The following is a 24,700-nucleotide window of genomic DNA, read 5'->3' as shown; positions in this document are numbered from 1 at the left end:
ATGCTACAGCTTATTCACCAGCTTCTTAAAGATGCACCCGCGTTCTTCAAACGACTTGAATTGATCCCAACTCGCCGCGGCAGGCGAGAGCAGTACCGCATCTCCATGTTGCGCCGTCTGTGCGGCAAGCGCAACTGCCTCGGAAAACGATGACGCGATGTGCACCTCGGGGACGCCAGCCTGACGCGCCGCATCTGCCATTCGCTCGCGCGATTGCCCGAGTGCGATCACGGCTTTGGCTCGCCCACGCAGGCCCTCGCTTAGTTCCTTCAAATCATCGCCGCGCTCAAGTCCTCCAAGAAGCAGCACAAGTGGTTTGGCTAGCGCGCGGATTGCCGAGAGCGCAGCTTTTGGGTTGGTGGCTTTCGAATCGTTATAATAGTCGACCCCGTCCACGCAACGGATAAATTCCAGTCGATGCTCGACACCGCGAAACGTCTGAAGTGTCGCCACAATCGCTTCAAGCGGGACGCCCGCGTAAAATGCAGTCGCAGTCGCTGCGAGTATATTCTCAAGATTATGGGTGCCGGGAAGCTTGATTTGATCCATGGATAAAAGACAGATCGGCGGTGCGCCCTCTGCCTCACGAACATAGATGTGATTTTCATACACATAGGCACCGCGCGGTACGGGTGCGAGACGGCTAAACCAGATGACCTTGGCACGCGCGTGATCTGCGAAGTGGCGCGTGTGCTCGTTGTCCATGTTTAGGACCAGCCAATCATCCTGGCCTTGCCGGATGCAAATCTTTTCTTTTGCGCGCACATACGCTTCAAAGTCACCGTGATAATCGAGATGCGTTGGATAGAGATTGAGGACCGTTGCAATGTGTGGCCGAAAATCGCGCGTTCCTTGCAACTGAAAACTTGAAAGTTCGACAATCAGCGCTGACTCATCTTGCGACGAAAGCACAGCCTCACTCAGCGGCACACCGATGTTGCCCGCCACGCGTGCAGGGATGCCTGCCTTCAAAAACATGGCGCCTACAAGTGAAGTGGTCGTCGTCTTGCCATTTGATCCTGTGATCCCGATGATCGGTGTATGCGTCGCGTGAAAAGCGAGTTCCACCTCTGTAATAATCGGGATGTCACGCGCCATCGCCTCTGCGATCAGCGGCATATGGTAAGGGATCCCCGGGTTTTTTACAATGAGTGACGTACTGTCAAGCAGTGTAAATGGGTGTCCGTCCGAAACCACCGGAATTCCGAGCGGCTGGAGGGTTTCGATCGCAAAACGCAGCGAGTCGCGGGGTGAAGCGTCATTGGTGACAACCTGCGCTCCCATTTTGTGAAGCAATTTAGCCGCGGCAACCCCGCTTCGCGCAAGCCCCACAACTAGGACGCGCCGATTCTTTAAATCCATGCCGCTCAACCTTTCCGTCAAGTCAAATCGAGATGTTATGGGCGAATGACAAAGTAAAGCGCAGCCAGACTACACAGAATGCCCGCCAGCCAAAACACAGTGACCACCTTCCACTCGGACCAGCCGACTAGCTCAAAGTGGTGATGGAGCGGACTCATCCTGAAAATCCGTTTGCCCGTTGATTGAAACGAGATCACCTGAAGGATGACAGAGAGCGTCTCTATAACAAACACGCCGCCAATCAGGATAAGCCATACTTCTGAGCGTGAAAGCACTGCGACTGCAGCGAGTGCACCGCCGAGCGCAAGCGATCCTGTATCCCCCATGAACAGTCGCGCGGGATGGCGATTATAGTACAGAAAGCCGAGCAAGGATCCCGCCACAGCGGTCGAAAAAGCAGATACGTTCCACTGGCTGTTCCACCACGCTAGCACAGCAAACGCTGCGAATGCAACAAAGCTTGTCCCCGCCGCCAATCCGTCGAGCCCATCTGTCAGATTGACTGCATTTGCCGTGCCGATCATAAAAAGGGCAAGAAAAGGAAGATAAAAAATGCCGAGCGAAAGCGGGTGTAAAAGTCCCGGCAGATTTAATTCAAAATGCCAGCCGCGCGCATAGAGCACGAGATAGAAAATCACCGCAACGGTGACTTGACCAAGCAGCTTTTGTCGCGCAGTGAGACCGAGGTTGCGCTTGCGCACGATTTTTAGTGCGTCATCTAGCATGCCCACAATTCCAAATCCCAGCATCGCAAGCAGCAAAATCCATGTGGTGGGGGAGTTTGAGAAACGCCACGCGGTAAATGTTGTGGCAAGGACAAAGAGAATCCCCCCCATCGTCGGGGTGCCTGATTTAGCCTGATGGCGAGCGGGGCCTTCAGAGCGGATCGATTGACCGAATTTAAAGCGGTGCAAAAGAGGAATCGCAAGCGGCCCTAGAAACAAGACGATCAAGAAGGATACCACCAGAATGAAGGTGAGTGATTTTACGTCCAATGTCATTCCCCCTTAAGCGCGGCAAACGAATCCCTGAGCGCATCCGACACTCGCTCAAGGCCAACCGCGCGCGACGCTTTGACCAAAATGACAATGTCGCCGCGCTCTGTGTATTCGCCGCACACGTTTTGCGCGATAAATTCCGCCGCTTCCTGCGCAGACGCAAACGTCTGTACATCCGTGAGTTGCGCCTGTCGCGCGCCGTGCTCGATCGCTTTGCGATGGTGGCCTACTGCAATCAACTGCGTGACGCCATACGCGGCGAGTGATTCCCCAAGCGCCACATGTTTTTCATCTTCCGGCTCACCAATTTCCCGCATATCCCCAAGCACGGCCATCTTCTGCGCGTGCGGCATATCGCGCAAGACTTCAAGTGCGCGTGCCATCGATGTCGGGGACGCATTGTACGCGTCATCGATCAATAGAACGCCTGGCGCGAGTTCTTCCAAGGCTTGCCGTCCCGCTGAACTGGTGTATGCCCCGAGCGCCTCGCCAATCTCCTCGTCAGCCATGCCAAGTTCCCGTGCGACAGCATAAACAAGGGCGCCATTTCTCGCGATGTGAATGCCCGGGACTTTGAGCTTTACAATAAGGCCAGGCGGATCAAGCACAAACGTTGCGCCACAAGCACCATGCGATGCATAATCTGTCACACGCACATCAGCCTGCTTCGATTCACCAAATGTCGTGACGCGAACCCCCGCGGGAGGTGCGCGCCTCAACAGTGGCTCATCTTCGGGAAGAACAGCAAAACCACCACTTGGCAGCGCCGCGATCAGTTCCCATTTCGCGTCGGCAATCGCGCGCCGCGAGCCGAGAAGTTCCAAATGAGCCTCGCCGATCAGCGTAATCGCACCGATGTCAGGTTGTGCAATGCGACACAGCGCCGCGATCTGTCCAGCGCCGCGCATCCCCATCTCTAGGATCGCCACCTCGGTGTCGATCGGCCACGAAAGGATCGAGAGCGGCAATCCAAACTCATTGTTCAAATTGCCGACGGTGGCAGCCGTCTTGAACCGCTTTTTTAAAACCGTCGCCAGCATGTCTTTGGTCGTCGTCTTGCCATTGCTGCCTGTAATTCCGATGACGCGCGCATGGCACTGAGCACGGTATGCGGTTGCCAGCGCGTGTAGCGCGTCGATACCGCGCTCAACGAGTACGTGCGGGTATTCGCGAAGCGCTTCAGGCAGCGGTCTGTGCCGCTCCCAAAAAAAAGCGACACAGCCGCGCGCAAGCGCATCCTTTACAAACGCGTGGCCGTCAAATGTCTCACCGACAATCGGCAGAAACAGTTGCCGTTCTCTCGCCGTGCGCGAATCAATCGTGACACCCGAAAAAAGCAGATCTGCGCCAGAGCGTTCGCCTCCGACGGCTTCTGCCGCAAACGAGAGATTTGCCTCAATCATTGGACTTGTTCCTCCACAATCCTTTTTGCGACCTGTCGATCATCAAAATCGTGATAGGTCGTTCCTAAGATTTGATAGGTCTCGTGCCCTTTTCCCGCAATCAAGACAACATCCCCCGGCTGCGCTACGCTAAGCGCTGCGCGAATCCCTTCTTCACGCAACGTAATCCGCGCATAGCGCTCAGATGCCACGTCACGAATGCCAGCTTCCATATCGTCAAGAATCTTTTCGGGGTCTTCTGTGCGAGGGTTATCAGATGTCAGCACAAAAAAGTCGCTGCGCTGTGCCGCGACGCGCGCCATGATCGGTCGTTTTGTCCGGTCGCGATCACCGCCGCAACCGACGACCGTGATCACCCGCCCTGTGCAAAACTCCCGTATTGTATCGAGCGCATTTTGCAGACTGTCCGGCGTGTGCGAGTAGTCGACGAGAATCGCAAACGGCTGTCCTGCGCGTACAGGCTCAAAGCGCCCTGATACACCGGGCAGCGACGAGAGCGTTTTTGCGATCGCTTGAAGCGGGATCCCAAGCGCCAGGCAACTCGCCGTGGCGCAAAGCGCGTTGTAGGCGCTAAAGCGCCCCGGTGTCGCCAAGTGCACTTCTGCGCTGCCGGCAAACGAATCAATGACAAATTGAGTGCCATCTGCACGGATCACGACATCACGCCCGCGCACATCCGCCGGATGATCGATGCCATACGTGACGATTTGTTGAACCGTCTCGGCAGCATACACACTCGCCTGCGCGTCATCCACATTCAGCACCGCCACAGGCAACCCGCCGTCTGCAAGTGGTGTAAAGCGATTGCCAAGCCGCGAGAACAGCTTCCCTTTGGCGCGTGCATAAGCATCCATCGTCTGATGAAAATCAAGATGGTCCTGCGTTAGATTGGTAAACGCTGCGACGCGATACGCAAGTCCTGCCACGCGCGCAAGCTCCATTGCATGCGATGACGCCTCCATCACGACATACTTTGTCCCGAGATCGCGCATCTCGCGCAAGACGTTTGCAAGTTCCACCGCCTCAGGCGTCGTCATCCCGGAATCGCGCAGGGCAACACCACCGCAGCGCTGCGCGATCGTGCCAATCAGGCCTGTCGCATGCCCCATCGCGAGTAGCACCTGCTCAATCAGGGTGGCAGTCGTCGTCTTTCCATTCGTGCCAGTCACCGCGATCAAGACCATGTCATCCGCCGGATCACCGAGCACCCATTGTGCCGCAATCGGTGCGACGCGTCTCGTGGATGGCACGATCAGTTGAGGAACGTCCACCTTGCACGCTTTTTCAACCAAGAGCGCAGCTGCGCCGCGCGCAACGGCTTGTTCTGCATAGGCGTGCCCATCGACCCGATTCCCGCGAATGGCGACAAAAAGCCCGCCCGGTTTTACCTTTCGCGAGTCATCTGCGATGCTGTCGATCTGCACATCAAGCGATCCGATCGCATTGACAAGAACGAGACGATCCGCGAGTTGCCGTAATGGTTTCACAAGCGCTCCCCCACCTGGTCTATATGCTAAATTTTTATGCTTTGGATTTGTTTTGACAATCCAGTTTGAACCGTGCCAAAGCCGTTGTCAACTTTACGAACCACCTGTCGCCTTACCGCTGGTCTGTGGCCCTGGACCTAGCATCAAGCGCACCGTTGCACCTTGCTCAAGTCTTGTACCCGCCGCCGGAGCTTGGCCGATCACATAGGGACCGCTCCCCGTGACGGAAATTCGCAGAATCGAGCCACTCTGTGTGATCGCCTGCACCGCACTCTGGTAGGTCTGTCCGGCGAGGCTTGGTACAACCGTGAGCACTGGATCGATGCCATAGCGATATTTCTTGGGAATTCCAGTTACCTGCGGTTTGACGCCAAGTGCCTGCAGACTGTCTGCCAGCACCCGTCCGACGACAGGCGCTGCGATCACTCCGCCAAAGACCGGCGACCCCTTGGGTCGCGGGTAGTCAATTGCGACATAGGCCACAAGCGATGGATTGTTTGCCGGCGCCATGCCGATGAAGGAAACGATGTAGTGCGTACCCGAATATCGCCCGTTTACAGCGACTTGCGCCGTTCCTGTCTTGCCAGCGATTCGATACCCTTCGTGATACGCATTAGCGCCTGTTCCCTGCGCGACCACACTCTCCAGGGCGTTTCTTACTTCACTCGCAGTCTGTGTACTGATGACACGGCGAACAGCGACGGGATTTATCATTTGCACGTGACCGTTTGTCGGGTTTAGAAACTCTTTGACAATCTGCGGCTTCATCAAAACGCCGCCATTTGCCACGGCGCCTACCGCCATCACCTGTTGAATCGGCGTCACCGAGACACCTTGACCAAACGCGGTTGTCGCGAGTTCCAGAGGTCCGACACGTTTTGGCGAGAAAAGGATTCCCTTTCCTTCTCCGGGAAGCGCGATACCCGTTTTCTTCCCGAAGCCAAACGCACGTATGAACGAAAAGAGTGACTGTTTGCCAAGCCGCTCGCCAAGTTGAACAAACCCTGGGTTGCACGAGTTTTCCACAACATTCAAATAGGATTGACTGCCGTGGCCGCCTGCTTTCCAGCAACGAATTTTATGTCCCGCCACTTCATAGTACCCAGGATCGTAAAACTTCTCTTTGAGATTCACCTTTTTTTCTTGAAGTGCCGCGGCGAGTGTCACAATTTTAAACGTTGAACCAGGCTCAAACGTCTGCCAGATTGCCAGATTGCGATTGTAAACATCCGGCGGAACATGTCGCCAGTTGCTCGGCAGAAACGATGGGTAATTTCCCATTGCAAGGATTTGTCCTGTCTTTGGATCTTCGACGATCATCGTCACGTGATCGGGACTGTACGTCGCCACGACGCGCTCGATTTCACGATCGACAAACTGCTGAATTTGGCGATCCAGCGTCAGTTCTACATCAAGTCCCGGAACAGGCGGGACATAGTTGTCATTGGTGTTTGGAATCTCTTGACCGCGTGCGTTTGCGATGAATTGAAGCGCGCCTTTGCGACCCTCCAACTGCTTGTTAAACTGTTTTTCAATTCCGCTCAGCCCTTGCCCATCGCCACCGGTAAAACCAAGAACCTGCGCCGCCATACTCCCGAACGGATAGGTGCGCGTCCCTTCTTCAACAAGATAGATGCCAGGTAGACGCAGTGCGCGTATCGCGCGCGTTTTTGCCTCAGAAAGTCTCATACCGGCTGGTTTGATGTAGCGTGTCAACTGTCCAAGGCGCAGCGCTTTTTCAATCGATAGCAATGATCCGCCTAAAATGGCGTGAAGGCGCAGCGCTGTCTCTTTTGGATTCTTGATCTGGCGCGGCACCACGATAATCTTCGCGGCAGTCGCCGTATAGACAAGCGGCGTGCCGTTGCGGTCAAGAATCTCACCGCGCACCGCCGAGATGGGCAAATCTCTCACGAGCACAGCGTTTCCTCGTGTGCGATAGAACTCATTGGCGGCAATGGTGATATGAAACACCCGACCAAGCAACATACCAATTGCGGCCAGCAAGCCGATCAGCGCGAAGTAGATTCTTCGGCGGACTTTTGACTGTGTGATGCGCATGACGTTCCCCTCGAATCGCTGGACTGTCTTGTCCACACGATTTTATGCAGGAAATCGTCGATTAGACCGCACGGCAGGGCTAGTTGCCACCTAGCGAGAGCGCCGGGGTAAACTTGACCGTGATAACCGAACCAATCGGCGTGACGGTACCTGGCTTGATGGATTGCGCACTCGCGTATCCAGAGCCAGACGGTTCAAGCGTAAGTCCGAGAATCGCGCAGAGATTCACAGCCTCCTGCATAGGCACCCCGCTAAAGTTTGGAACGCGCACACTCCCTGCTTTTGCGACAGACTGGTTGCTCGCAAAGGCGACGGCTGATCCGCTGGCGACACGCTGCCCGGCGGCTGGCCACTGACGAATTACGCGCCCAGAGCTGTCAATCACATCCGGGTGCAGACCAAGTCTTGTAAGCTCGGCGGTTGCCTCCGCTATGTTCATCCCGCGCAGGTTTGGCACTGTACGAAACGACGTCAGCGAAACTTGTGCAAAAGGAGAGTTCGGACTTGCCCCGACAGGCGGGACGCGCAACGCGCGAAGTGACTGCCCGATGATGATCTTTGCCTGCGGCGACGAGACATCGTTTCCGTATTGTATCGCATGGTGCGGTTCACTGACCGTGACATAGATATCGATGGCCGGGTGATTCGCTGGAGCAAAGCCAATAAATGAAAGGTTGTATTTATTGGCGTAGTACCCGCCTTTTGGACTCGGAATTTGTGCGGTTCCTGTCTTTCCAGCAACGTCATACCCTGGCACGTAAGCGGAGAGGGTAGGATCCTGACTCACGTCTTGTACCATGACGTTTGTGATCATATTCATGATGCTTTTTGCGGCAACCCTGCGCACGACGTCTGGCTTGCGGTAGTACACCACACGCCCGCTAGGCGAAACAATTTTTTGCACCACATACGGTTTCATCAAGAGTCCGCCGTTTGCCACCGCACCGACTTCCGCCACCTGCTGAATCGGTGTCACTGCAAGCCCTTGGCCAAACGTCGTCGTCGCAAAATCCACGGGGTTGATATGCTTTGGATCAAAGAGAATCGATGTCCCCTCACCCGGAAGATCGATACCCGTAGGTTTGTTCATGCCATAGAGTGCAATGTAGTGAGCAAGCGTCATCGGCCCTTCTGCCTGTCCGATGTGGATAAACCCGACGTTGCTCGAAACGATCATCGCTTCCCGATAGGTGATGCGCCCCCAACCCCAAATATTCCAGTCGTGGATCGGGACGCCGTCTACATAGTCGACTCCTGACATGTACGTTTGGTTGAGATTGATTGCGTGTGTCGCGAGCGCACCCGTCAACGTCACAATTTTGAAGGTCGATCCAGGCTCAAACGGATCAGAAATCGCCCAGTTTGTGTCAAGGGTTGAGGCAGGATATTTCCAGTACGTATTCGGGTTAAACGATGGTAACGCGCCCATGCCAAGAATGGCGCCAGTCCATGGGTCGGCGACAATGATTGCTGCATGCGCCGGGTGAAAGCGTTTCTGAATGCGCGCAAGCGCCTGATCGACAGACTGCTGAATCGATGCGTTGAGTGTGAGATAGACATTATCGCCGTTTTGAACCGGTTTTGTCACGACTGGCTTGAAGGGGATCGGATTGCCTGCCGCGTCTGAGACAAAGGTGCGCATTCCCGGTTTCCCTGCAAGGTAGCGGTTGTACTCGAGTTCCGTACCCGCGACCCCCGTCCCCGTCTGATCGACAAATCCCAAGACGTGCGACGCGAAAGTGCCCGCCGGATAGACGCGCAGATACGTCTTGTTAGGATTGACATCCTGGCTGACATTGAGCGCTTGAAACACCTTGACAACCGCATTCTTTTTAGCAAGCGTCAGATTGACCATCGTCGGATACCAGCGCAGCCACGCGACATCCTTGCGTTCAATTTGAGCGGTGATCGCACTCGCCGAGACGCCAAGCACCGGGCTTAGACGGTTAGCGATTTTGGCCACAAACGCCTTCCCGCGCGACGCGAGGTCCTGAATGTCCATATCGAGGTTGTAGGCAGGGACGTCAAACGCGAGTTGATCTCCGTTGCTGTCATAGATGGATCCGCGCATCGGCTTGATGATCGATTGAGTGTACCATTCACTTTTTGACCACTGTTTTAGAAAAGCGTACGCGTGTTGAACCGAAAACAAACGCACAAGGAAAACTGTAAAAACAAGCGAAAAAACGAGCCGCAAGATCACCGAGCGCCGTCTTGTAGTCCGATTGCTCAAGGATGCGTAGCTCCAATCACAACGGGCGTTGCCGCCTTCATGTGGAGTGCCTTCTCTGCGATCGTGAGAATCCGTTCAGGTGATGACAATTGAAGCACTTGCCCCTGTAGCGCCGCGTCCAGCGCATTTTGTTGCGTAAGCGACTGCTTGATTTGGATAATATCCTGGCTTTGCGTGACAAGCGCCGCATAGCGGCTTACCAAAAAGACACCGACGAACGCACAAAGGAGCAGACTTCCGATCAATCCGAGGCGGTCTTTGATTTCCCGTTTGGCGTGCGGATCTGGTCTTTTTGTCTGAAGTGGTTTTTCAATTGCTTTAGAGCGCGGAATCGGCGTATGGGCCGAATGATTCGATAGTGGTTCAATCGCCATTTATGCTAGCTCCTTATGATTCATCACTCTATGGTTGAGATGTGTTAGAGATTCGTTCAATGATGCGAAGCCTCGCTGAACGCGAACGTGGGTTTTCTTCTAGCTCACGATCGGACGGAACAATTCCTTTTTTCGCAATAACACGAAACTGCTCCTCCCTGCCACAAACACACTTTGGAAACTGGGGTGGGCAGACACATCCTTTTGCGGCCTCTAAAAACCGCTGTTTTATGATGCGGTCTTCCAGCGAATGAAACGAGATCAGCGCGAGCCGTCCACCTATGGCCAATCGCGCAAGCGCAATAGGAATCAGGCGCTCAAGTGATCCCAATTCGTCATTAATCGCGATGCGAAGCGCCTGAAAGACGCGTCTGGCCGGATGCGGTCCCGTTCGGCGTGTCGGTGCCGGAATTGCGTCTTTGACAATATCCGCAAGTTGCCCTGTCGTTTGAATCGGCGCCTGCTGTCGCAAAGCGACGATTCGCTCAGCGATACGGCGAGAAAAACGCTCTTCTCCATACGTAAAGAAAATGTGTGTAAGCTCCTGGACGGAGCACGTTGCAATCCAATCTGCCGCCGTTTCTCCCTGCGTCTGATCCATCCGCATGTCAAGCGGCGCGTCAGCCTGATAGGAAAATCCCCGCTCGTAGCGATCAAGCTGTACGGAGGAAACGCCGAGATCGCAGAGGATTCCATCGACGTGTTCAATGCCTAACTGTGTCAAATGATCATCTAATCTCGAAAAATTATCGTGCACGAGGGTCACCCGGTTCGGGTATGCCCGAGCCCACTCTTGCGCGTATAAAAGCGCAGTTTGATCGCGATCAAAGCCGATCAGTTTTCCAGATGGGTTTGTTGCGTCAAGAATCGCGCGCGCATGACCGCCACCGCCAAGCGTCCCGTCAACATAGAGACCTCCTGAGCGAACGGCGAGACCAGCCACCGCTTCCTCTCGCATTACCGTGCGATGAACAAACGTACTTTCCAAGGTGTCCACCTCCTGTTAAAGATTGAGATCCATAAGGCTCTCTGCCAATTCGTTAAAGGACGATGCCGCCCCTTCACTATAGGCTTTCCAGCGCTCACCGCTCCAAATCTCCACACGAGGTCCCACGCCAACGACAAAACAATCCTGCTTTAAGGAAGCATACTCGCGCAAATTGGCTGGGATGAGAACTCGTCCCTGTTTATCAAGGTCGCACTCCGTAGCCCCGCTAAAGAGAAAACGAACAAACTGCCGTGCATCACTGCGCGAGAGTGGCATCGCTCGAAGTCTTTCTTCAAGCGCCTCAAAATCTGCGCGGGGAAAGACGAAAAGACACTGATCAAGTCCCCTTGTAAGAATAAATGAGCCGCCGAGACCTTCGCGAAACTTTGCGGGAATCGTCAAGCGCGCTTTGTCATCCAGGCTGTGCTGAAATTCACCCAGAAACATGCCAGCGCCCCCTCATCCACGCAATTTCCCCCACAATGCCCCACTTTTCACCACTTTCTTTTGAATTCGTGATACAAACACAAAATCCTGCCTCCATTTGTGGTGAAGGCAGGATTTTTTATGATTTTGGTTAGGAAAAATTCAAGCGGCTGATCACTCAAATTTCAAGATAGATGGTGACATTGCGCTCACGCGCCATCATCTGCGGGATAAACAACCGGTTACTCCGTTATTTCGAGGTAGATCATATCGTTCATCTCTGTCGCATCCAAGCCAGCCAGTATGTGCATCCACGACGTGCCGAAGTGCGCAAGGATGGACAGCGGAGAGAGAATACGCTCTTGCTCTCCTCCCTTTGGTTCTAACCACGCAGTCATTCGCTCACTAAGCGCCGCATGCTCCTTATGCTTATTGCGAAGCGCTCGCTCCGAGCGCGCCGCCAGGCGCTCGATTTCACGCAAAAACGTCGCCTGTGTTTTTTGCAAATCGCGCCGTGCGCGATGGCCCACCTCATCAAAATAGGTTTCCCGTCCGCCGAGCAGTTCACGGATCTCCTGCTTCATCTCATCCACCACACGGCTAAGCGGTGGATTCATGCTTTGCGCCACTTTGTCGCGCAGCGCCGCATGCACATCATCGCGCCAAGACAGCCCCAGTCTTTTGGCAGAACGCACAATGGATGGCGGCACCAGCGTCACCCGCTGGCGCAGAAAAAGGGGGGGGATAGTCCTTCCCGCTTCGCGAAAAATCTCTCCCATCATGGCATGGTAAGAAACCTCTGCCGCCCCGCCGACATAAGCGAGAACGGGCAGGAGAAAATCTTGCACAACCGGTCTGTAGAGCACGCCCGCCGAAAAAATCTCCGGCTCATCGCGCAAGCGCTCTTTCAATGTTTCGATTTGAATCAACTCACCCGAATCGCGCATTTTTAGCGCATCCGCCTGTTCACAGAGATCAAGCGGCGTTCGAATGCGATCCTGAATGAGATAGAGCAAAGAGTGTTCTGCACTGACGTCGACCTGTGTTTTAAACGAGGCGTCGCGCAAACGCTTCGCACCAGCAAGCGCCGCATCGCGAAAAACTCGCGGACGATCCAGAACCTGTGCAAATGAAGCTGCCGCCGCCCGCCTCATCGCGCGCGTCGTAGGATCGATTACGAGAATCGGAAACTCCCCAAGCCACGCCTGCAACGTCTTTTGAAAAAGTGTACCCATTCGCGAATGCTCCGCATGAAGCGCGTTTAATCCTGCGACAAGGTCTGCTGTGTAAAGCCCATCGCGCAAATCTGCAGAGATTCGCTCAAGCATCTCTCTCATTTCACGCGCTGGCACATCGTGAAATCCTACTGGCGTGCGCGGAACAGGCCGGGTTTTTAACGCGACGCGACGCAGTGTACCCTCATCCGTAACATAGTGTGCACTGGCTACTTCGTCAAAATCGTGATCTTCTGCCGCAACCCAGAACACAGGAATGACAGGTACGCCCATCTCCTGCTCCATCTGCCGCGCCAACGCCACGGTTGAGAGCGCCTTGTGAATCGTATAAAGCGGACCCGTAAAAAGTCCCGCTTGTTGACCCGTGACCACGACGAGCGCGCGCGGATCGCGCAGTCGCTCCCACTGTGCGCGCTGGATGTCTGTCATGTCATTTTGTTGTTCGCGAATCGCCTCAAGCAAAAGGACGCGCTGTGACTCATCATAGCGCTTTGCGACATCCAGCGCTCTGCGCTTTAAACTGTCACGGTCAAACCCATAGTCATAAAACGCGCGGATGCGCGCGTCTCCCTCAAGATAAGCGTCTGTCACATCGTTGCCAGTCCTACATCGAAGACGGGATAATTTCATAACGTTACAATCTCCTCGCCAATCTGGACAAATCAAAAAGTAAGGGTCATCGCCATTCCAGCACAAATGATCCTTACTTATTGTACATGAACTCACACACTAAGAAAAGTAAAGCGTCTATACGTATCATTTATCTTCACGCATGTTTGCAATTTTCATGAACAATCCAGATCGCCCTGGTCAACTCGCGAATCAGATCGACACGCGCCTGGTCAAACTGCATGCCCGCTTTGGAATAGGCCTGACCATCGGGTCGCGAACTGTAGTGAGGTGTCAAGTGATTGAGCGCAATCGCCAACATGTCTGTTTTGCAAACCTCACACGCGCACACGCCATCCATGCGCGTCAGCATCTCATCCAGCGTAAAGCGCGCAACCTCTTCGACAACATTAACCAGCACCAAACCCACCACACTTTCCGATCATCTGTATCTTGTTTCACCCTATCACACAAGTTAAGCCGATTCAATCGGAACTTTGGACATACTGTACCTGACGGAACAGGAAAGATTCAAGCAGTGTGCGACCCGGTTTGGAGGAGGGAACCATTTGTGACACAGACGTGCAACCAACGCATGCGCGTGAAAATGAGCGGACTTGACGACCCAGATGCACGCGCGCAGATCGAAGCTCTGCTCGGGATGGTCGAAGGCATTTTATCCGCCAAAGGCAATCCGCGCACTGGCCGAATGCTCATCCAGTACGACGATCGATTTTTAAGGGCTTGGCAAATCAGTGCGCTTTGTGGCCGCTTGGACCGTTCGAACAAAGACATCCGCCGCGCCGCAACCTATGCGATGTCGGCACAGAAAGTCGCCGTCGCACTTCCTCTTTTGACAATCGCCGGAACTCTTTTGCGCAGGGTCATCTTTGGACGAAGCGACGCGGCAGACAGCCTGATCGCTTTTGAACTCTCCACTGCCGTCTCGGTGGCGAGCGGATACACACCCGTGCGCAGGCGCATCCATCTTCTCGGACAGCGGCTTCATGTCAGCGATGACGTACTTCTCACTGCGGCGGCGCTCTTTGTCGCAGCGCTGCGCGAATCCTACATCGTCCTTGCGGCGCTCTTTTTGCTTAACTTTAGCGGCTATGTCCGCCGCCACCACACGCTGTCTGCCGCCGCCAAGGCCGGTGAGGCAATTGTGCGGATCGATCAAGAAAACGTCGAGCCGCTCGCTTTGACTGCACTCTCTGACCGATTGTCAAAGACCGCACTTTTTTCTGCGCTCACGCATGCCGTCATCACACGCCACCCACTGCGCGCGCAAGGGTTGTTGATCGCCCTTAATCCGCGCATCCTTCTTTTGTGTTCACGTTATCTCTTCAACATCGCTGAACGTGTGACCCATGAAAACTGCCTGATGATTCCAATGTATACGGGGATAGACCTCTATGAGATGAAGCAGGCAAAGACGATTGTCTGTGCGTGGAATGCAGAGGATGATCCAGCCTACGCGCGAATGCGCCATTTTGCAGCGCAAAGAAACCTCACGGTTTCATGTGACGCCGCTTTTTCACGCGACAAGCTGCTCGATCCTGTGACACGCAACGCGCAGGTTCACACCATTGTCCTCTTTAAAAAGAGCGACGAACCACTTGAAATGCATCAGCGCCACGGCCCCCATCTCTATCTTCAAGGCACGCCTGATCAATGGATACAAACGTATACCCTCGCAGAGCAAACTGCGACGCGCATTACATGGATAACCTGGGTGGGGCCGCTCTTAAACGCGATCCAACTCGCCCAGTTCTTCTTCGGAGCGCCATTGACACGCCTGAATAGGACGAACGACTACGCGACATTCTTCTTGCTCGCCGCGTGTGACCACGCGATGAAATCTGTAAATCCGCCGATTCACAGCACGCGTGCGCTCACCCACGCGCAATGATAAAAACACAAGGGGTGACTTGCACGAAAAAAGGCGCACTGCTACTATGTCTGACCCCAGTCACCTTACCTTATGAAACACCGCATACGGAATTCGCCCTTACCAGTCCGGCCAACCGATTTGCGTATGCCGTTAACGGCTCTCCGCCTTTTGCACACATCTTCGTCTTCGCAAAAGCGTTATCCATCTCCTCAGGGACATAAAAGGGTCCCCCAACCCGCAGATGACGGCCGCTTTGGCTGCGGGCAAAAACTGCCCAATCGCACAAAACAGCGTGTGAATGGACACTCCATTCACACGCCGCACAGTGTCAACATCATTTTTTCAAACTAAAGCAAAAAGGGCGAAATGGGAGAGGATCCACGTTTATTCGCTAAGCCACAGCCCCTTAGTGCTGAGGCTCTTCACCTTGAAGCAGACTGCGATACTGTGGCATGAGCGACGCTCCAACGTCGCGCACATCCTCTTGAAATGCTTTTAACTGATCCTGATTGCGCAGTGCAAAGTCACCTGGCACCCCGCCACTTGATTGCATAGGTTCCTGGTACGCGCTCTGCGGCGGATTCGCCTGTTTCCTCGCGGCAGATGCCCCAGGCTTTTGTTCTGTAACGGTATACGAGTCTGCAACCGCCTGACTCGACCATTCATTCGCAGCGCGTTGTGTCTTTTCATCCACCACCGGCATCCCAATCGCCCCCGTCTCAACGTCTACTTCACGTTGATTAAGGGCTGAACGAACACTACGCGCGACCGAATCTGCCGCATCCATCGTCGTCGCCACACTGTGCACAACCTTATCCCGCAACCACGAGCGCGGGTCAATCGACTCGTGACGCATTGTATCTCGCTCGGCCGACGCGTCTTCAAAAATTCGGCGCGTTTCCGTCGTGACGCGCTGACCTGTTGTGCGAATCGTGTCGCCGATGCGCATCGCGCCGACCACTGCGCTGACCGTCGCCGTGCGCAACACGCGGCGCACAGGCGGAAGTGCGACCAGCGTCACTACGCCAAGTGCAAACCAAGCCGTAGACGAACCTGTAAACGGACGTCTCATGCAGTTCTCCCCCTCTAAAACATGAATCTCCCAAGCGAACATTACGCGTGAGTTGCACTGCGTATCGTTCCCGAAAACTGGGATGCGCATGCAGACAAGGGGCATGGTGTACACTAAGCGCACGCTTGACATCACGCCACTTTAATCGGGCGCGGCTACTGCGAAAGGACGTGACTGAGTGAACCAACGCGTATCAATTGAAGGCATCTTCTTAGGCGCCGGCATCGCCCTGTTTGCAACTGCCGTGCTGCCAATGATTCGCGCGCATCGAGGCGATGTGTTTCAAGCCATCGGACACACCTTCAGGCGCGCCACACGCATCCCGCGGCGGCTGACCGCCACCGTCCGCGAGGATCTTGAAGACCTCTTTTTTGACATTCAGATGGAGCGGATGAAACGCTCACTCGATCGTGAACTTCGGCTGCAACCACACGGGGACGCGCATTAGGACGATTCTCAAACGGGGTACACCGCGTGTTTTCGCATGGAGAAAGTCTCATTCTTTGAAGCCAATGCCGCATAGCGCAGCGCAAGCTCGTCACGCAACTGCTCCGGCTGCACAATGTGGTCAACGATCAATTCCGAAGCGAGGCGTACAATCTCAATATCTTGTCGATACGCCTCGCGCTTTTCCTCAATAAACGCTTGCCGCTCCTCGCCCGACAGCCCTTCGATCGTATTGCTGTACACCGCATTGACAGCCGCCTCTGGCCCCATCACCGCAATTTGCGCGGTGGGAAGCGCAATCACCGCGTCTGTCTCAAACGCAGGGCCTGCCATCGCATAAAGACCTGCGCCATACGCCTTGCGCACGATAACCGATATCTTTGGAACGACCGCCTCGGCCATGGCGGCGATCATCTTGGCCCCGTGCCGGATGATGCCTGCCCTCTCTACTTTTGTTCCGATCATAAAGCCAGGCACGTCTGCGAGAAACAAAAGCGGGATCGAAAACGCGTCGCACAGCGTCATGAAGCGCGCCGCTTTATCCGCACTGTCTACAAACAGCACACCGCCTTTGACACGCGGCTGATTCGCGACAATGCCAATGACTCGCCCCTCAATACGCGCAAACCCTGTAATGATCTCCTGCGCAAAACGCGCTTTGATTGGAAAAAAACTGTCCTCATCCACCAATTTTTCAATGAGCTCATGCATGTCAAACGGAGCATTCTGCTGCTCAGGAATGATCTGTCCCAGCGTTTTTTCGGTCGGTTTCGGCGCCACCGCTTCTCTCGCAGGCGGTTTATCGCGAAAGTTTTGCGGCATATAGGAGAGATACGCCTGTGCCGCACGCAAGCCCTCTTGCTCCGTCTTGACGAGAAGATCGCCGCACCCACTCACGGAGCAGTGCATCATGCCCCGCCCATCTCTTCGAGCGTCACCTTTTCACCGATGACCATCTCAGCCATGCGCGGAGAGCCGAGATACATGCTGGCGTTGCCTTCGATCATGATGACCACGTCACAAAATGCGGGAATGTACGCGCCGCCTGCCGCCGATGGTCCAAAAAGGACGCAGACTTGTGGCACCATTCCAGACATGCGGACCTGATGGTAAAAAATGCGTCCCGCCCCCCGGCGCCCAGGAAACACTTCGAGTTGATCTGTGATCCGCGCGCCCGCGGAATCAACAAGATAGACGATGGGAACCTGCAATTTCATCGCCTGCTCCTGAATGCGCAAGATTTTTTCGACGGTTCTCATCCCGAATGAACCCGCTTTCACCGTCGAGTCATTGGCCATTACGCAAACGGTTCGCCCGGCAATTTTGCCAATCCCCGTGATGACACCGTCTGCTGGCAGATCTTCTTCTTTCGCATTTGCAAAGAGTCCGTCTTCAACGAATGATCCCGGATCCAAGAGTTTGGCAATCCGCTCACGGGCAAAGAGCTTACCCGCCTCCCTATTCTTGGCATGGTAGCGAGGACTTCCACCCTGTTCGATACGCGCTCGGATTTTCTGTACATCCTTCATAACCATACCCCTTATCTCAGCGGTTCTAGCGTAACGATTGGATCACCTTCATTGACAAAATCCCCCGGATTTTTGTGAATCGTAACGACGCGCCCCGCAACGGGCGAAGAGAACGGGACTTCCATTTTCATTGATTCCAAAATGTAGAGATCCTCCCCCGCGGAAACTGTTTGCCCCACAGTGACCAAGACTTGATACAACGTACCGGCCATTTCAGCTGTAAACGCCTGCATGATATACCTCCTATGCGGTATCTGTTCTCCCAACCGTTTGTTCGGCTTCCTATTCAGACTTCACCGCACCTCGCAACGGGTAGGTACTCCTTTCCTTCACTTGGAGTGTAGCGAACCTTTGGTGTATTGTACAGGAGGTACCCTTTGGGAGTGATGAAATGAATCAGACATTGTCAACGACAAGACCCTTATTTGGGCAGACCGCCATCGTCACAGGCGCATCAAGGGGCATCGGGCGCGCCATCGCGCTTGCGCTCGCCAAAGCCGGTGCAAACGTGGCTGTGAACTACTTGACACGCGAAAACAGTGCGCGCGAAGTGGCACTGCACTGCCGAAGCTACGGAAGCAACGCCATCGCGATTCAGGGGGATGTGACGAAAAAATCGGATGTCACTCGCCTGTTTAAAGAGACGTCGGCACAGCTCGGTTCCGTCACCCTGTTGATCAACAACGCAGGAATTGCCCGATCACAACTGTTTCTTGACACGACTGAAAGCGACTGGGACCAACTCATGGACGCCAATCTAAAAGCGCCTTTTTATTGCATCCAGGAGGCGCTTCCGGCAATGCTTCAAAGACAGTACGGCCGAATCATCAACATAAGTTCCATCTGGGGTATCACGGGAGGTTCCTATGAAGTTGCTTACTCAGCGTCAAAAGGCGGTTTAATCGCTTTGACAAAGGCGCTCGCCAAGGAACTTGGAACCACCGGGATCACCGTAAACGCCGTCGCGCCAGGCGCAATTGATACAGAGATGATCCAGGCGCTCACAGAAGAAGACCGCGCCCGAATCAGCGCGGATACGCCTGTCGGACGCCTTGGCACGCCTGATGACATCGCAAATACTGTGCTCTTTCTCGCGAGTCCGCAGACTTCTTTTCTGACAGGTCAGATCATCAGCCCAAATGGCGGCCTTCTCACCTAGACAAGACAAAGCGGCTCCCCGCCAGTCACACGACGGAAAGCCGCTTTACTTTTTTCACAACGGTGTCACCTTTGCGTTAGACGCGCTGCGAGGACATCTTTTGCGCTTTTTCGCGATCCGATTTCTTTAGCACACGTTTGCGAATCCGCACAAAGTGCGGCGTAATTTCACATAATTCGTCTTCCGCGAGATACTCAAGCGCTTCTTCCAGCGACAGTGTGCGCGGCGTTTTGAGCCGTACGGTGTCATCTTTCGTCGCAGAGCGAACGTTTGACATATGCTTTTCTCGACAGACGTTGACAACCAAATCCTGATCGCGCGAATTCTCGCCGATGACCATGCCTTCATAAATCTCGGCGCCAGGCGCGATGAAAAGTGTGCCGCGCTCTTCGACCGAACTGATCGCATACGCCGTCGAGGTGCCCGCCTCACTCGCAACCAGAACACCGTTTTGTCGCTCTGGAATGTCCCCGCGATACGGCTCGTGACCGTGGTACGTGTGATGCATGATCCCGTAGCCGCGCGTCGCCGAGAGAAGCTCATTGCGAAACCCGATCAAACCGCGCGCGGGAACATAGAATTCGAGTCGCGTGTTCGAGTCGCTCGGCACCATCTGCACCATCTCTGCGCGACGCGTCCCAAGCTTCTCCATCACCGTTCCCACGTATTCCTCCGGCACGTCAATGACAAGATGTTCAATCGGCTCAAGCAGTTCGCCCGTCTCGCTGCGGCGAAAAATGACGCGCGGTTTGGAGACCTGCAATTCGTACCCCTCGCGGCGCATCGTTTCGATAAGAATGGAGAGGTGCAACTCACCGCGTCCCGAGACAAGGAGTGAATCCGGGCTCTCCGTATCCTCGACGCGCAAGCTGACATCCCGCTCTAGTTCTGCATAAAGACGGCTGCGCAGTTTGCGGGAGGTGACATGTTGACCATCTCGCCCGACAAACGGACTGTCATTGACCGAAAACGTCATTTGCAGCGAAGGCTCTTCAATCGAGAGGCTTGGAAGCGCCTCCGGAAAGTTGACGTCCGCCACGGTGTCGCCGACCATCAAGTCGCCAAGACCGGCGATGGCGACAATATCTCCCGCCTCAGCCTCTGCCCACTCCACTCTGCGCAATCCTTGAAACCCGTACAACTTGCTGATGCGCTGATTGGCTGACGTTCCATCCGCTTTGAGGACAACCACCGTTTGCCCAGACTGCACCTTACCGCGCGCGATGCGGCCAATCCCAATGCGCCCCATAAACTCATTGTAGTCAAGAATGCTCGCCTGCCACTGAAGTGGTGCGAACTCATCCACATTGGGTGCCGGGATCGTTTCCAAAATGGTGTCAAACAGCGGGCGAAAATCCTTTCCCTCTACGTCCGGGTCAAGCGTTGAGATGCCGCGAATCGCCGATGCGTAAACGACAGGAAAGTTGATCTGCTCGTCATTTGCGCCAAGTTCCATAAAGAGTTCGAGCACCTCATCGACAACCTCAAGCGGGCGCGCCATCGGACGGTCGATCTTGTTGACGACAACGACTGGCTTCAACTCCTGCTCAAGCGCCTTGCGCAAGACAAACTTTGTTTGCGGCATGCAGCCTTCAAACGCGTCGACAACAAGCAACACGCCATCGACCATCTTCAAAATGCGTTCAACCTCGCCGCTAAAGTCAGCGTGCCCCGGTGTGTCGACAATGTTCAAGAGCGTTTCTTGATACGTGATCGCCGTGTTTTTCGCAAGAATGGTGATCCCGCGCTCGCGTTCCAGGTCATTCGAGTCCATCACGCGCTCTACCAGGTGCTCATTCTCTCGAAAAACACCCGATTGCCGCAGCATTTGGTCGACAAGCGTCGTTTTCCCGTGGTCTACGTGCGCAATAATGGCCAAGTTTCTCATCAATTTCAACGGAAGATTCCACCTTCATCAAAGTTGCCAATGGAGATTGACACTTCATTGTATCATAGAATTCTGCAATCAGCGAGCCCCCGAACCATATTTAAAGCCAAACCATATGCTGACGAGAAGGAGTAATACGGCGAGAGTATAGGCGATAGCGCGCATGGATTGATTCATTCCCATCCTTTCTTTCATCCCTAACGTGACATCACGTATCTGCGGTGTATTCCGCGAATTTGAGGTGCTGAATGAAAAAAAACACGCGAAAGAATAAAAAACATACAGCTGCACTGACGCAAACCATTAGAAAACGACTTGCCTCAGAGAGTCGCGCACTCGGGCTCACACAGCGCGAATACCTGGAGCTTGTCACGCAGCTGGCTGCGACACTTCGCCAAAACGTTTGGCCAAAGCCGATTCACAACAGTGAAATTCTGCGAACGATGGTTGAGAATCCAGCGCTTTTACAGATGATGATCTCACTGGCCGGAACGCTTTATCGATCGACCAAAGATGATGAAACGACCGCATCCGAACCCACATCCGACACCGCGTCTAAAAAATCTGTTGACAATCACAGCGCCATTGACGTTCCATCTGCCAAACAGGAGGATCCAAAAAATACCACGAACCAGACGACAGCCCCTGCGCCCCTGCGCGAACGCCCTCGCTATGTGCGCGATCCGTTAACGGGGAGGCCGATCGCCATTCACACACCGCCCCGTCCTCTGCAGTGAAGAAGGAACGATTCGAAAAAACGGAGTTCTTTTGCGCGTTGCTGTGTCACGGGATAGAAGGAGGGGCGAGTTGCGTTCCCAGCCTGCGGACATTCGTCTCAACGCTTAGCAGCACCTTCACAGTGGGAAGTTGCTTATGCCAGTTATAGGCTAGCAGTGCCTGATTGGTCGGAAACTGATCTCGCGCATAGCGAAAGAAGTGAAATGGATCTGCTCGATCCTGGCTGAACAAGCGCTGGATCAAAAGCATCTCTCTCTCATGAATCATTGCGCCAAGCGCGCTTGCAAGCTTTCGACGATTGGCAGGCGGCACAAAATTCCCGTTCGACTCATCGCCAAGGAGTTCCGCCTCAAAAGACTGCTTGATCGTGAGAACCGGATGCGGACGCAGCGTCAAACGCACATGAAGCGGCTTGCCGTAACGCAACGCCAGAGAGACATGTGCCCCTTTGTGAATCGGCGAAGGGACGCTCAAAATCAAGCGCCCCGCAGATCCAGACAGCAACTGCAGACTGCGCGTCTGTTCACCTGTCAATAAATCAACCATCTTGTCACCGCGGAAAACGGCAGTACCCACATCCTCGACCGGGTTGCCGCCGCTTCGGTTAACCTCGCCTGGTATATCACCTTTCTCCTTGGTAGACAGCGTCTCTGTCGATCCAGCTGTCTTCTCTTTTTGCGCGGCCACGTTTTCATTCACAGAGAGCACAGGAGCGATCGGATCTTCATTTGGCGTTTCCAGTCCCGTAAGAAACTGGTGAACCTGCATCGGGGGCGCAAACCCTGTGCGCGTTGCCGTTGTTTGAAGATCTTCTATCACTCGTGTTGCGGACGTCTCCAAAACCGGTTTATCGTGTAAAAAAATATCGGAGATCGCACCTTTTGTGATAAATAAAAACAGTGTCCTGCGAAACTCGCGATACCTAGTTAATGTATTTAAATAGGGAAGCATGCCTTGGCGCGCGACATTTTCGCTGACCAATACAGCCGCCAGATGAGACAGATTGATCGTTCGCTCTACTCCGGTATTCATGACGTTTAACGCTTCATTCAACGTGTAGCCACTCGCCGAGACAATCGGAGTTCCCGATTGAAAATCCCCGCCACCTCCCCCACTCCCACTGCTTGATCCAGACAGTTTGCTTGGCACCGCAATCCTGCCGATCGCAATCACCTTTTGATCTGGTGAACGGTCAATTCCCATCGTGACCATGAACGCTTGTTCTTCAAGCTCTGTACGGTCATAACAGCCCGTAAGACCGAGCGACAGACCAAGTCCAATCAAGAGACTGGCCGCCTGTTTCACCTTCATGCCCTAACCTCCTGTCGCATGCCACCCCCACGCCTACGGATGCGCGCATGGTACATCCCAACATCTTCATAATTCCCCAACCGCATAAAAGCATGTGAAGCACTGATCCACATGCAGGATTGCGTTGAGCGCGATCCTTTTAAGAGGTAAAGTAGACGAAGATGCAGCGATCGTCCGAGAGGTTTTTAAACACTTGGGTCGCGAATGGACACATCGCCACAAAAAAGGAGTAGACGCCCTCATGGAGAAACACCTCGCAACACGCGCGGCGCGGCTTGACGAAACACATCTTCACGGGGAAGCGCCGCGACCAGAAGTGACACCGATTTACCAGTCATCCGTCTACCGTTTCGATGACACCTGCGATGTGTTGGAGTATTACGAGGCAAAGCCCAACGGTCGCTATCTTTATGGCAGAAACGGACACCCCAACAGTACAGTGCTTGAGAATGCACTCGCTGCGCTTGAAAACGCGTCAGGCGCAGTGAGCGCCGCAAGTGGGATGGGCGCAATCTCTGCCGCCGTCCTGAGTGTCTGCGCTGCGGGAGATCACGTGATTCTCTCTCAGGACATTTATGGCGGTACGCTTGTCTTGCTGCGGACCGTTCTTGCCCGCTTCGGGGTGTCCATGTCGCTGCTCGATTTGACGGACGAGCCGACACTCAAGCGTGCGCTTGAACGCAAAACTAAACTGGTCATCGGCGAGAGTATCGCCAACCCGCTGCTCACCATTCTCGACATTGCGAAAACTGCAGAGATCTGCCACCGCTTTGGTGCACTTCTGATGATCGATAATACCTTTGCCACACCGGCACTCATCACCCCTTTATCCTTAGGTGCAGACATCGTGGTTCACAGTACGACAAAATACATGGGAGGACACAGTGATGTAAGCGGCGGTGTTGTCTGCGCCAATGATCCATTGATAGAGGAGATTCGTCAGACGTCTGTCGCAATCGGTACGGCACAGACCCCATTTGATGCATGGCTTGTCGCGCGCGGCGTCAAGACACTCAGCTTGCGCGTTGAGAAGCAGTGTGAGAACGCCACAAAGCTCGCCGCGTTTCTCGTAGCGCTCTCATGTTGTGAGGTGATTCACCCGAGTCTTGCGACACACCCTGGGCATGAGCTCGCCAAACACCAGTTTCACAATCGCTATGGCGCAATGCTGAGCATCCGGGTCCCAGATGACCTGGTGATCGTCGATGAGATCATGCATCGCCTTCCATCCATCCCGTTTGCCCCATCGCTCGCCGGTGTGACAACCACCCTTTCTCATCCGTACACAACGTCTCACCGCGGGTTTACGGAAGAAGAACGGAGCGCATTTGGCATTACACGAGGACTCATTCGCATTTCTGTAGGGATTGAGGACATCGCAGATTTGACATCAGAGTTCGCCGAGGCGCTCGCACCTTTAAAGCGCAGTGAAGCCTGATGAAAATGACAGTATGCGAATTTGTGCTATACTTAGGGAGTATTGCCT

At 54.3% G+C, this 24,700-nt stretch carries 20 protein-coding genes and 1 pseudogene; 5 read left to right on the top strand and 16 right to left on the bottom strand.

Going from position 1 to position 24,700, the window contains the following annotated elements; translation table 11 throughout:
• Window positions 1-3: 3 nt before the first annotated feature.
• The 11 genes from murD to ATW55_RS10125 all read right to left on the bottom strand — a co-directional run bounded on the left by murD (window position 4) and on the right by ATW55_RS10125 (window position 13,597).
• Complete coding sequence (gene murD / locus ATW55_RS10175) at window positions 4-1,362, bottom strand: UDP-N-acetylmuramoyl-L-alanine--D-glutamate ligase (RefSeq protein WP_067716737.1); 1,359 nt, start codon at window positions 1,360-1,362, stop codon at window positions 4-6.
• A 35-nt stretch (window positions 1,363-1,397) separates the two neighbouring features.
• On the bottom strand, window positions 1,398-2,357 hold the full coding sequence (gene mraY / locus ATW55_RS10170; RefSeq protein WP_153005119.1) for a phospho-N-acetylmuramoyl-pentapeptide-transferase: 960 nt from the start codon (window positions 2,355-2,357) through the stop codon (window positions 1,398-1,400).
• 2 nt (window positions 2,358-2,359) lie between these two features.
• Window positions 2,360-3,763: a UDP-N-acetylmuramoyl-tripeptide--D-alanyl-D-alanine ligase gene (locus tag ATW55_RS10165; protein WP_067716729.1), complete on the bottom strand. Its 1,404-nt coding sequence runs from the start codon at window positions 3,761-3,763 to the stop codon at window positions 2,360-2,362.
• The gene (locus tag ATW55_RS10160) at window positions 3,760-5,250 is read right to left on the bottom strand and encodes a UDP-N-acetylmuramoyl-L-alanyl-D-glutamate--2,6-diaminopimelate ligase (protein ID WP_082685741.1); all 1,491 of its coding nucleotides are present in this window, start codon (window positions 5,248-5,250) and stop codon (window positions 3,760-3,762) included. Before ATW55_RS10160 ends, ATW55_RS10165 begins: the two co-directional genes overlap by 4 nt.
• A gap of 93 nt (window positions 5,251-5,343) precedes the next feature.
• Window positions 5,344-7,311 carry a penicillin-binding transpeptidase domain-containing protein gene (locus ATW55_RS10155; RefSeq protein ID WP_067716726.1) on the bottom strand — a complete coding sequence of 656 codons (1,968 nt, stop codon included), beginning with the start codon at window positions 7,309-7,311 and terminating at the stop codon, window positions 5,344-5,346.
• A 79-nt stretch (window positions 7,312-7,390) separates the two neighbouring features.
• Window positions 7,391-9,544: a penicillin-binding transpeptidase domain-containing protein gene (locus tag ATW55_RS10150; RefSeq protein ID WP_067716722.1), complete on the bottom strand. Its 2,154-nt coding sequence runs from the start codon at window positions 9,542-9,544 to the stop codon at window positions 7,391-7,393.
• Complete coding sequence (locus tag ATW55_RS10145; RefSeq protein WP_067716719.1) at window positions 9,541-9,918, bottom strand: hypothetical protein; 378 nt, start codon at window positions 9,916-9,918, stop codon at window positions 9,541-9,543. Before ATW55_RS10145 ends, ATW55_RS10150 begins: the two co-directional genes overlap by 4 nt.
• A 28-nt stretch (window positions 9,919-9,946) precedes the next feature.
• Window positions 9,947-10,906 carry a 16S rRNA (cytosine(1402)-N(4))-methyltransferase RsmH gene (gene rsmH / locus ATW55_RS10140; protein WP_082685740.1) on the bottom strand — a complete coding sequence of 320 codons (960 nt, stop codon included), beginning with the start codon at window positions 10,904-10,906 and terminating at the stop codon, window positions 9,947-9,949.
• A 15-nt stretch (window positions 10,907-10,921) separates the two neighbouring features.
• Complete coding sequence (mraZ, locus tag ATW55_RS10135) at window positions 10,922-11,353, bottom strand: division/cell wall cluster transcriptional repressor MraZ (RefSeq protein WP_067716714.1); 432 nt, start codon at window positions 11,351-11,353, stop codon at window positions 10,922-10,924.
• A gap of 221 nt (window positions 11,354-11,574) precedes the next feature.
• Window positions 11,575-13,197 carry a bacillithiol biosynthesis cysteine-adding enzyme BshC gene (bshC, locus tag ATW55_RS10130; RefSeq protein WP_067716711.1) on the bottom strand — a complete coding sequence of 541 codons (1,623 nt, stop codon included), beginning with the start codon at window positions 13,195-13,197 and terminating at the stop codon, window positions 11,575-11,577.
• A 136-nt stretch (window positions 13,198-13,333) separates the two neighbouring features.
• A complete protein-coding gene (locus ATW55_RS10125; RefSeq protein WP_153005118.1) occupies window positions 13,334-13,597 on the bottom strand; it encodes a late competence development ComFB family protein in 264 nt (87 codons plus the stop codon).
• 150 nt (window positions 13,598-13,747) lie between these two features.
• Here ATW55_RS10125 and ATW55_RS10120 point away from each other — a divergent pair, with 150 nt between their 5' ends.
• Window positions 13,748-15,088, top strand: a complete 1,341-nt coding sequence (locus ATW55_RS10120; protein WP_067716703.1) for a hypothetical protein — start codon at window positions 13,748-13,750, stop codon at window positions 15,086-15,088.
• A 388-nt stretch (window positions 15,089-15,476) separates the two neighbouring features.
• On the opposite strand, the gene ATW55_RS10115 is transcribed toward ATW55_RS10120, so the two are convergent.
• Entirely contained in the window at window positions 15,477-16,142 is a 666-nt protein-coding gene (locus ATW55_RS10115; protein ID WP_067716700.1) for a hypothetical protein, read from the bottom strand.
• A 178-nt stretch (window positions 16,143-16,320) separates the two neighbouring features.
• Here ATW55_RS10115 and ATW55_RS10110 point away from each other — a divergent pair, with 178 nt between their 5' ends.
• On the top strand, window positions 16,321-16,590 hold the full coding sequence (locus ATW55_RS10110) for a hypothetical protein (protein ID WP_067716697.1): 270 nt from the start codon (window positions 16,321-16,323) through the stop codon (window positions 16,588-16,590).
• A gap of 8 nt (window positions 16,591-16,598) precedes the next feature.
• Here the strand turns inward: ATW55_RS10110 and ATW55_RS10105 are convergent.
• Both ATW55_RS10105 and ATW55_RS10100 read right to left on the bottom strand, forming a co-directional pair.
• A pseudogene (locus tag ATW55_RS10105) lies at window positions 16,599-18,124 on the bottom strand (acyl-CoA carboxylase subunit beta).
• A 5-nt stretch (window positions 18,125-18,129) separates the two neighbouring features.
• Window positions 18,130-18,351 carry a biotin/lipoyl-containing protein gene (locus ATW55_RS10100; RefSeq protein ID WP_067716693.1) on the bottom strand — a complete coding sequence of 74 codons (222 nt, stop codon included), beginning with the start codon at window positions 18,349-18,351 and terminating at the stop codon, window positions 18,130-18,132.
• Window positions 18,352-18,509: 158 nt separating this feature from the next.
• Here ATW55_RS10100 and ymfI point away from each other — a divergent pair, with 158 nt between their 5' ends.
• The gene (gene ymfI, locus ATW55_RS10095) at window positions 18,510-19,277 is read left to right on the top strand and encodes an elongation factor P 5-aminopentanone reductase (RefSeq protein WP_067716690.1); all 768 of its coding nucleotides are present in this window, start codon (window positions 18,510-18,512) and stop codon (window positions 19,275-19,277) included.
• A gap of 76 nt (window positions 19,278-19,353) precedes the next feature.
• Here ymfI and typA read toward each other — a convergent pair whose 3' ends face one another.
• On the bottom strand, window positions 19,354-21,165 hold the full coding sequence (gene typA / locus ATW55_RS10090; protein ID WP_067716968.1) for a translational GTPase TypA: 1,812 nt from the start codon (window positions 21,163-21,165) through the stop codon (window positions 19,354-19,356).
• A 248-nt stretch (window positions 21,166-21,413) separates the two neighbouring features.
• Here typA and ATW55_RS10085 point away from each other — a divergent pair, with 248 nt between their 5' ends.
• A complete protein-coding gene (locus tag ATW55_RS10085) occupies window positions 21,414-21,902 on the top strand; it encodes a hypothetical protein (protein WP_067716686.1) in 489 nt (162 codons plus the stop codon).
• Window positions 21,903-21,948: 46 nt separating this feature from the next.
• Here ATW55_RS10085 and ATW55_RS10080 read toward each other — a convergent pair whose 3' ends face one another.
• The gene (locus tag ATW55_RS10080; RefSeq protein WP_067716683.1) at window positions 21,949-23,214 is read right to left on the bottom strand and encodes a Ger(x)C family spore germination protein; all 1,266 of its coding nucleotides are present in this window, start codon (window positions 23,212-23,214) and stop codon (window positions 21,949-21,951) included.
• 241 nt (window positions 23,215-23,455) lie between these two features.
• Here ATW55_RS10080 and ATW55_RS10075 point away from each other — a divergent pair, with 241 nt between their 5' ends.
• Window positions 23,456-24,652 carry a trans-sulfuration enzyme family protein gene (locus ATW55_RS10075; RefSeq protein ID WP_067716679.1) on the top strand — a complete coding sequence of 399 codons (1,197 nt, stop codon included), beginning with the start codon at window positions 23,456-23,458 and terminating at the stop codon, window positions 24,650-24,652.
• Window positions 24,653-24,700 lie beyond the last annotated feature (48 nt).

Source organism: Ferroacidibacillus organovorans (assembly GCF_001516615.1).
GTDB lineage: Bacteria > Bacillota > Bacilli > Alicyclobacillales > SLC66 > Ferroacidibacillus > Ferroacidibacillus ferrooxidans_B.
This window is presented reverse-complemented; position numbering and strand designations above follow the sequence as displayed.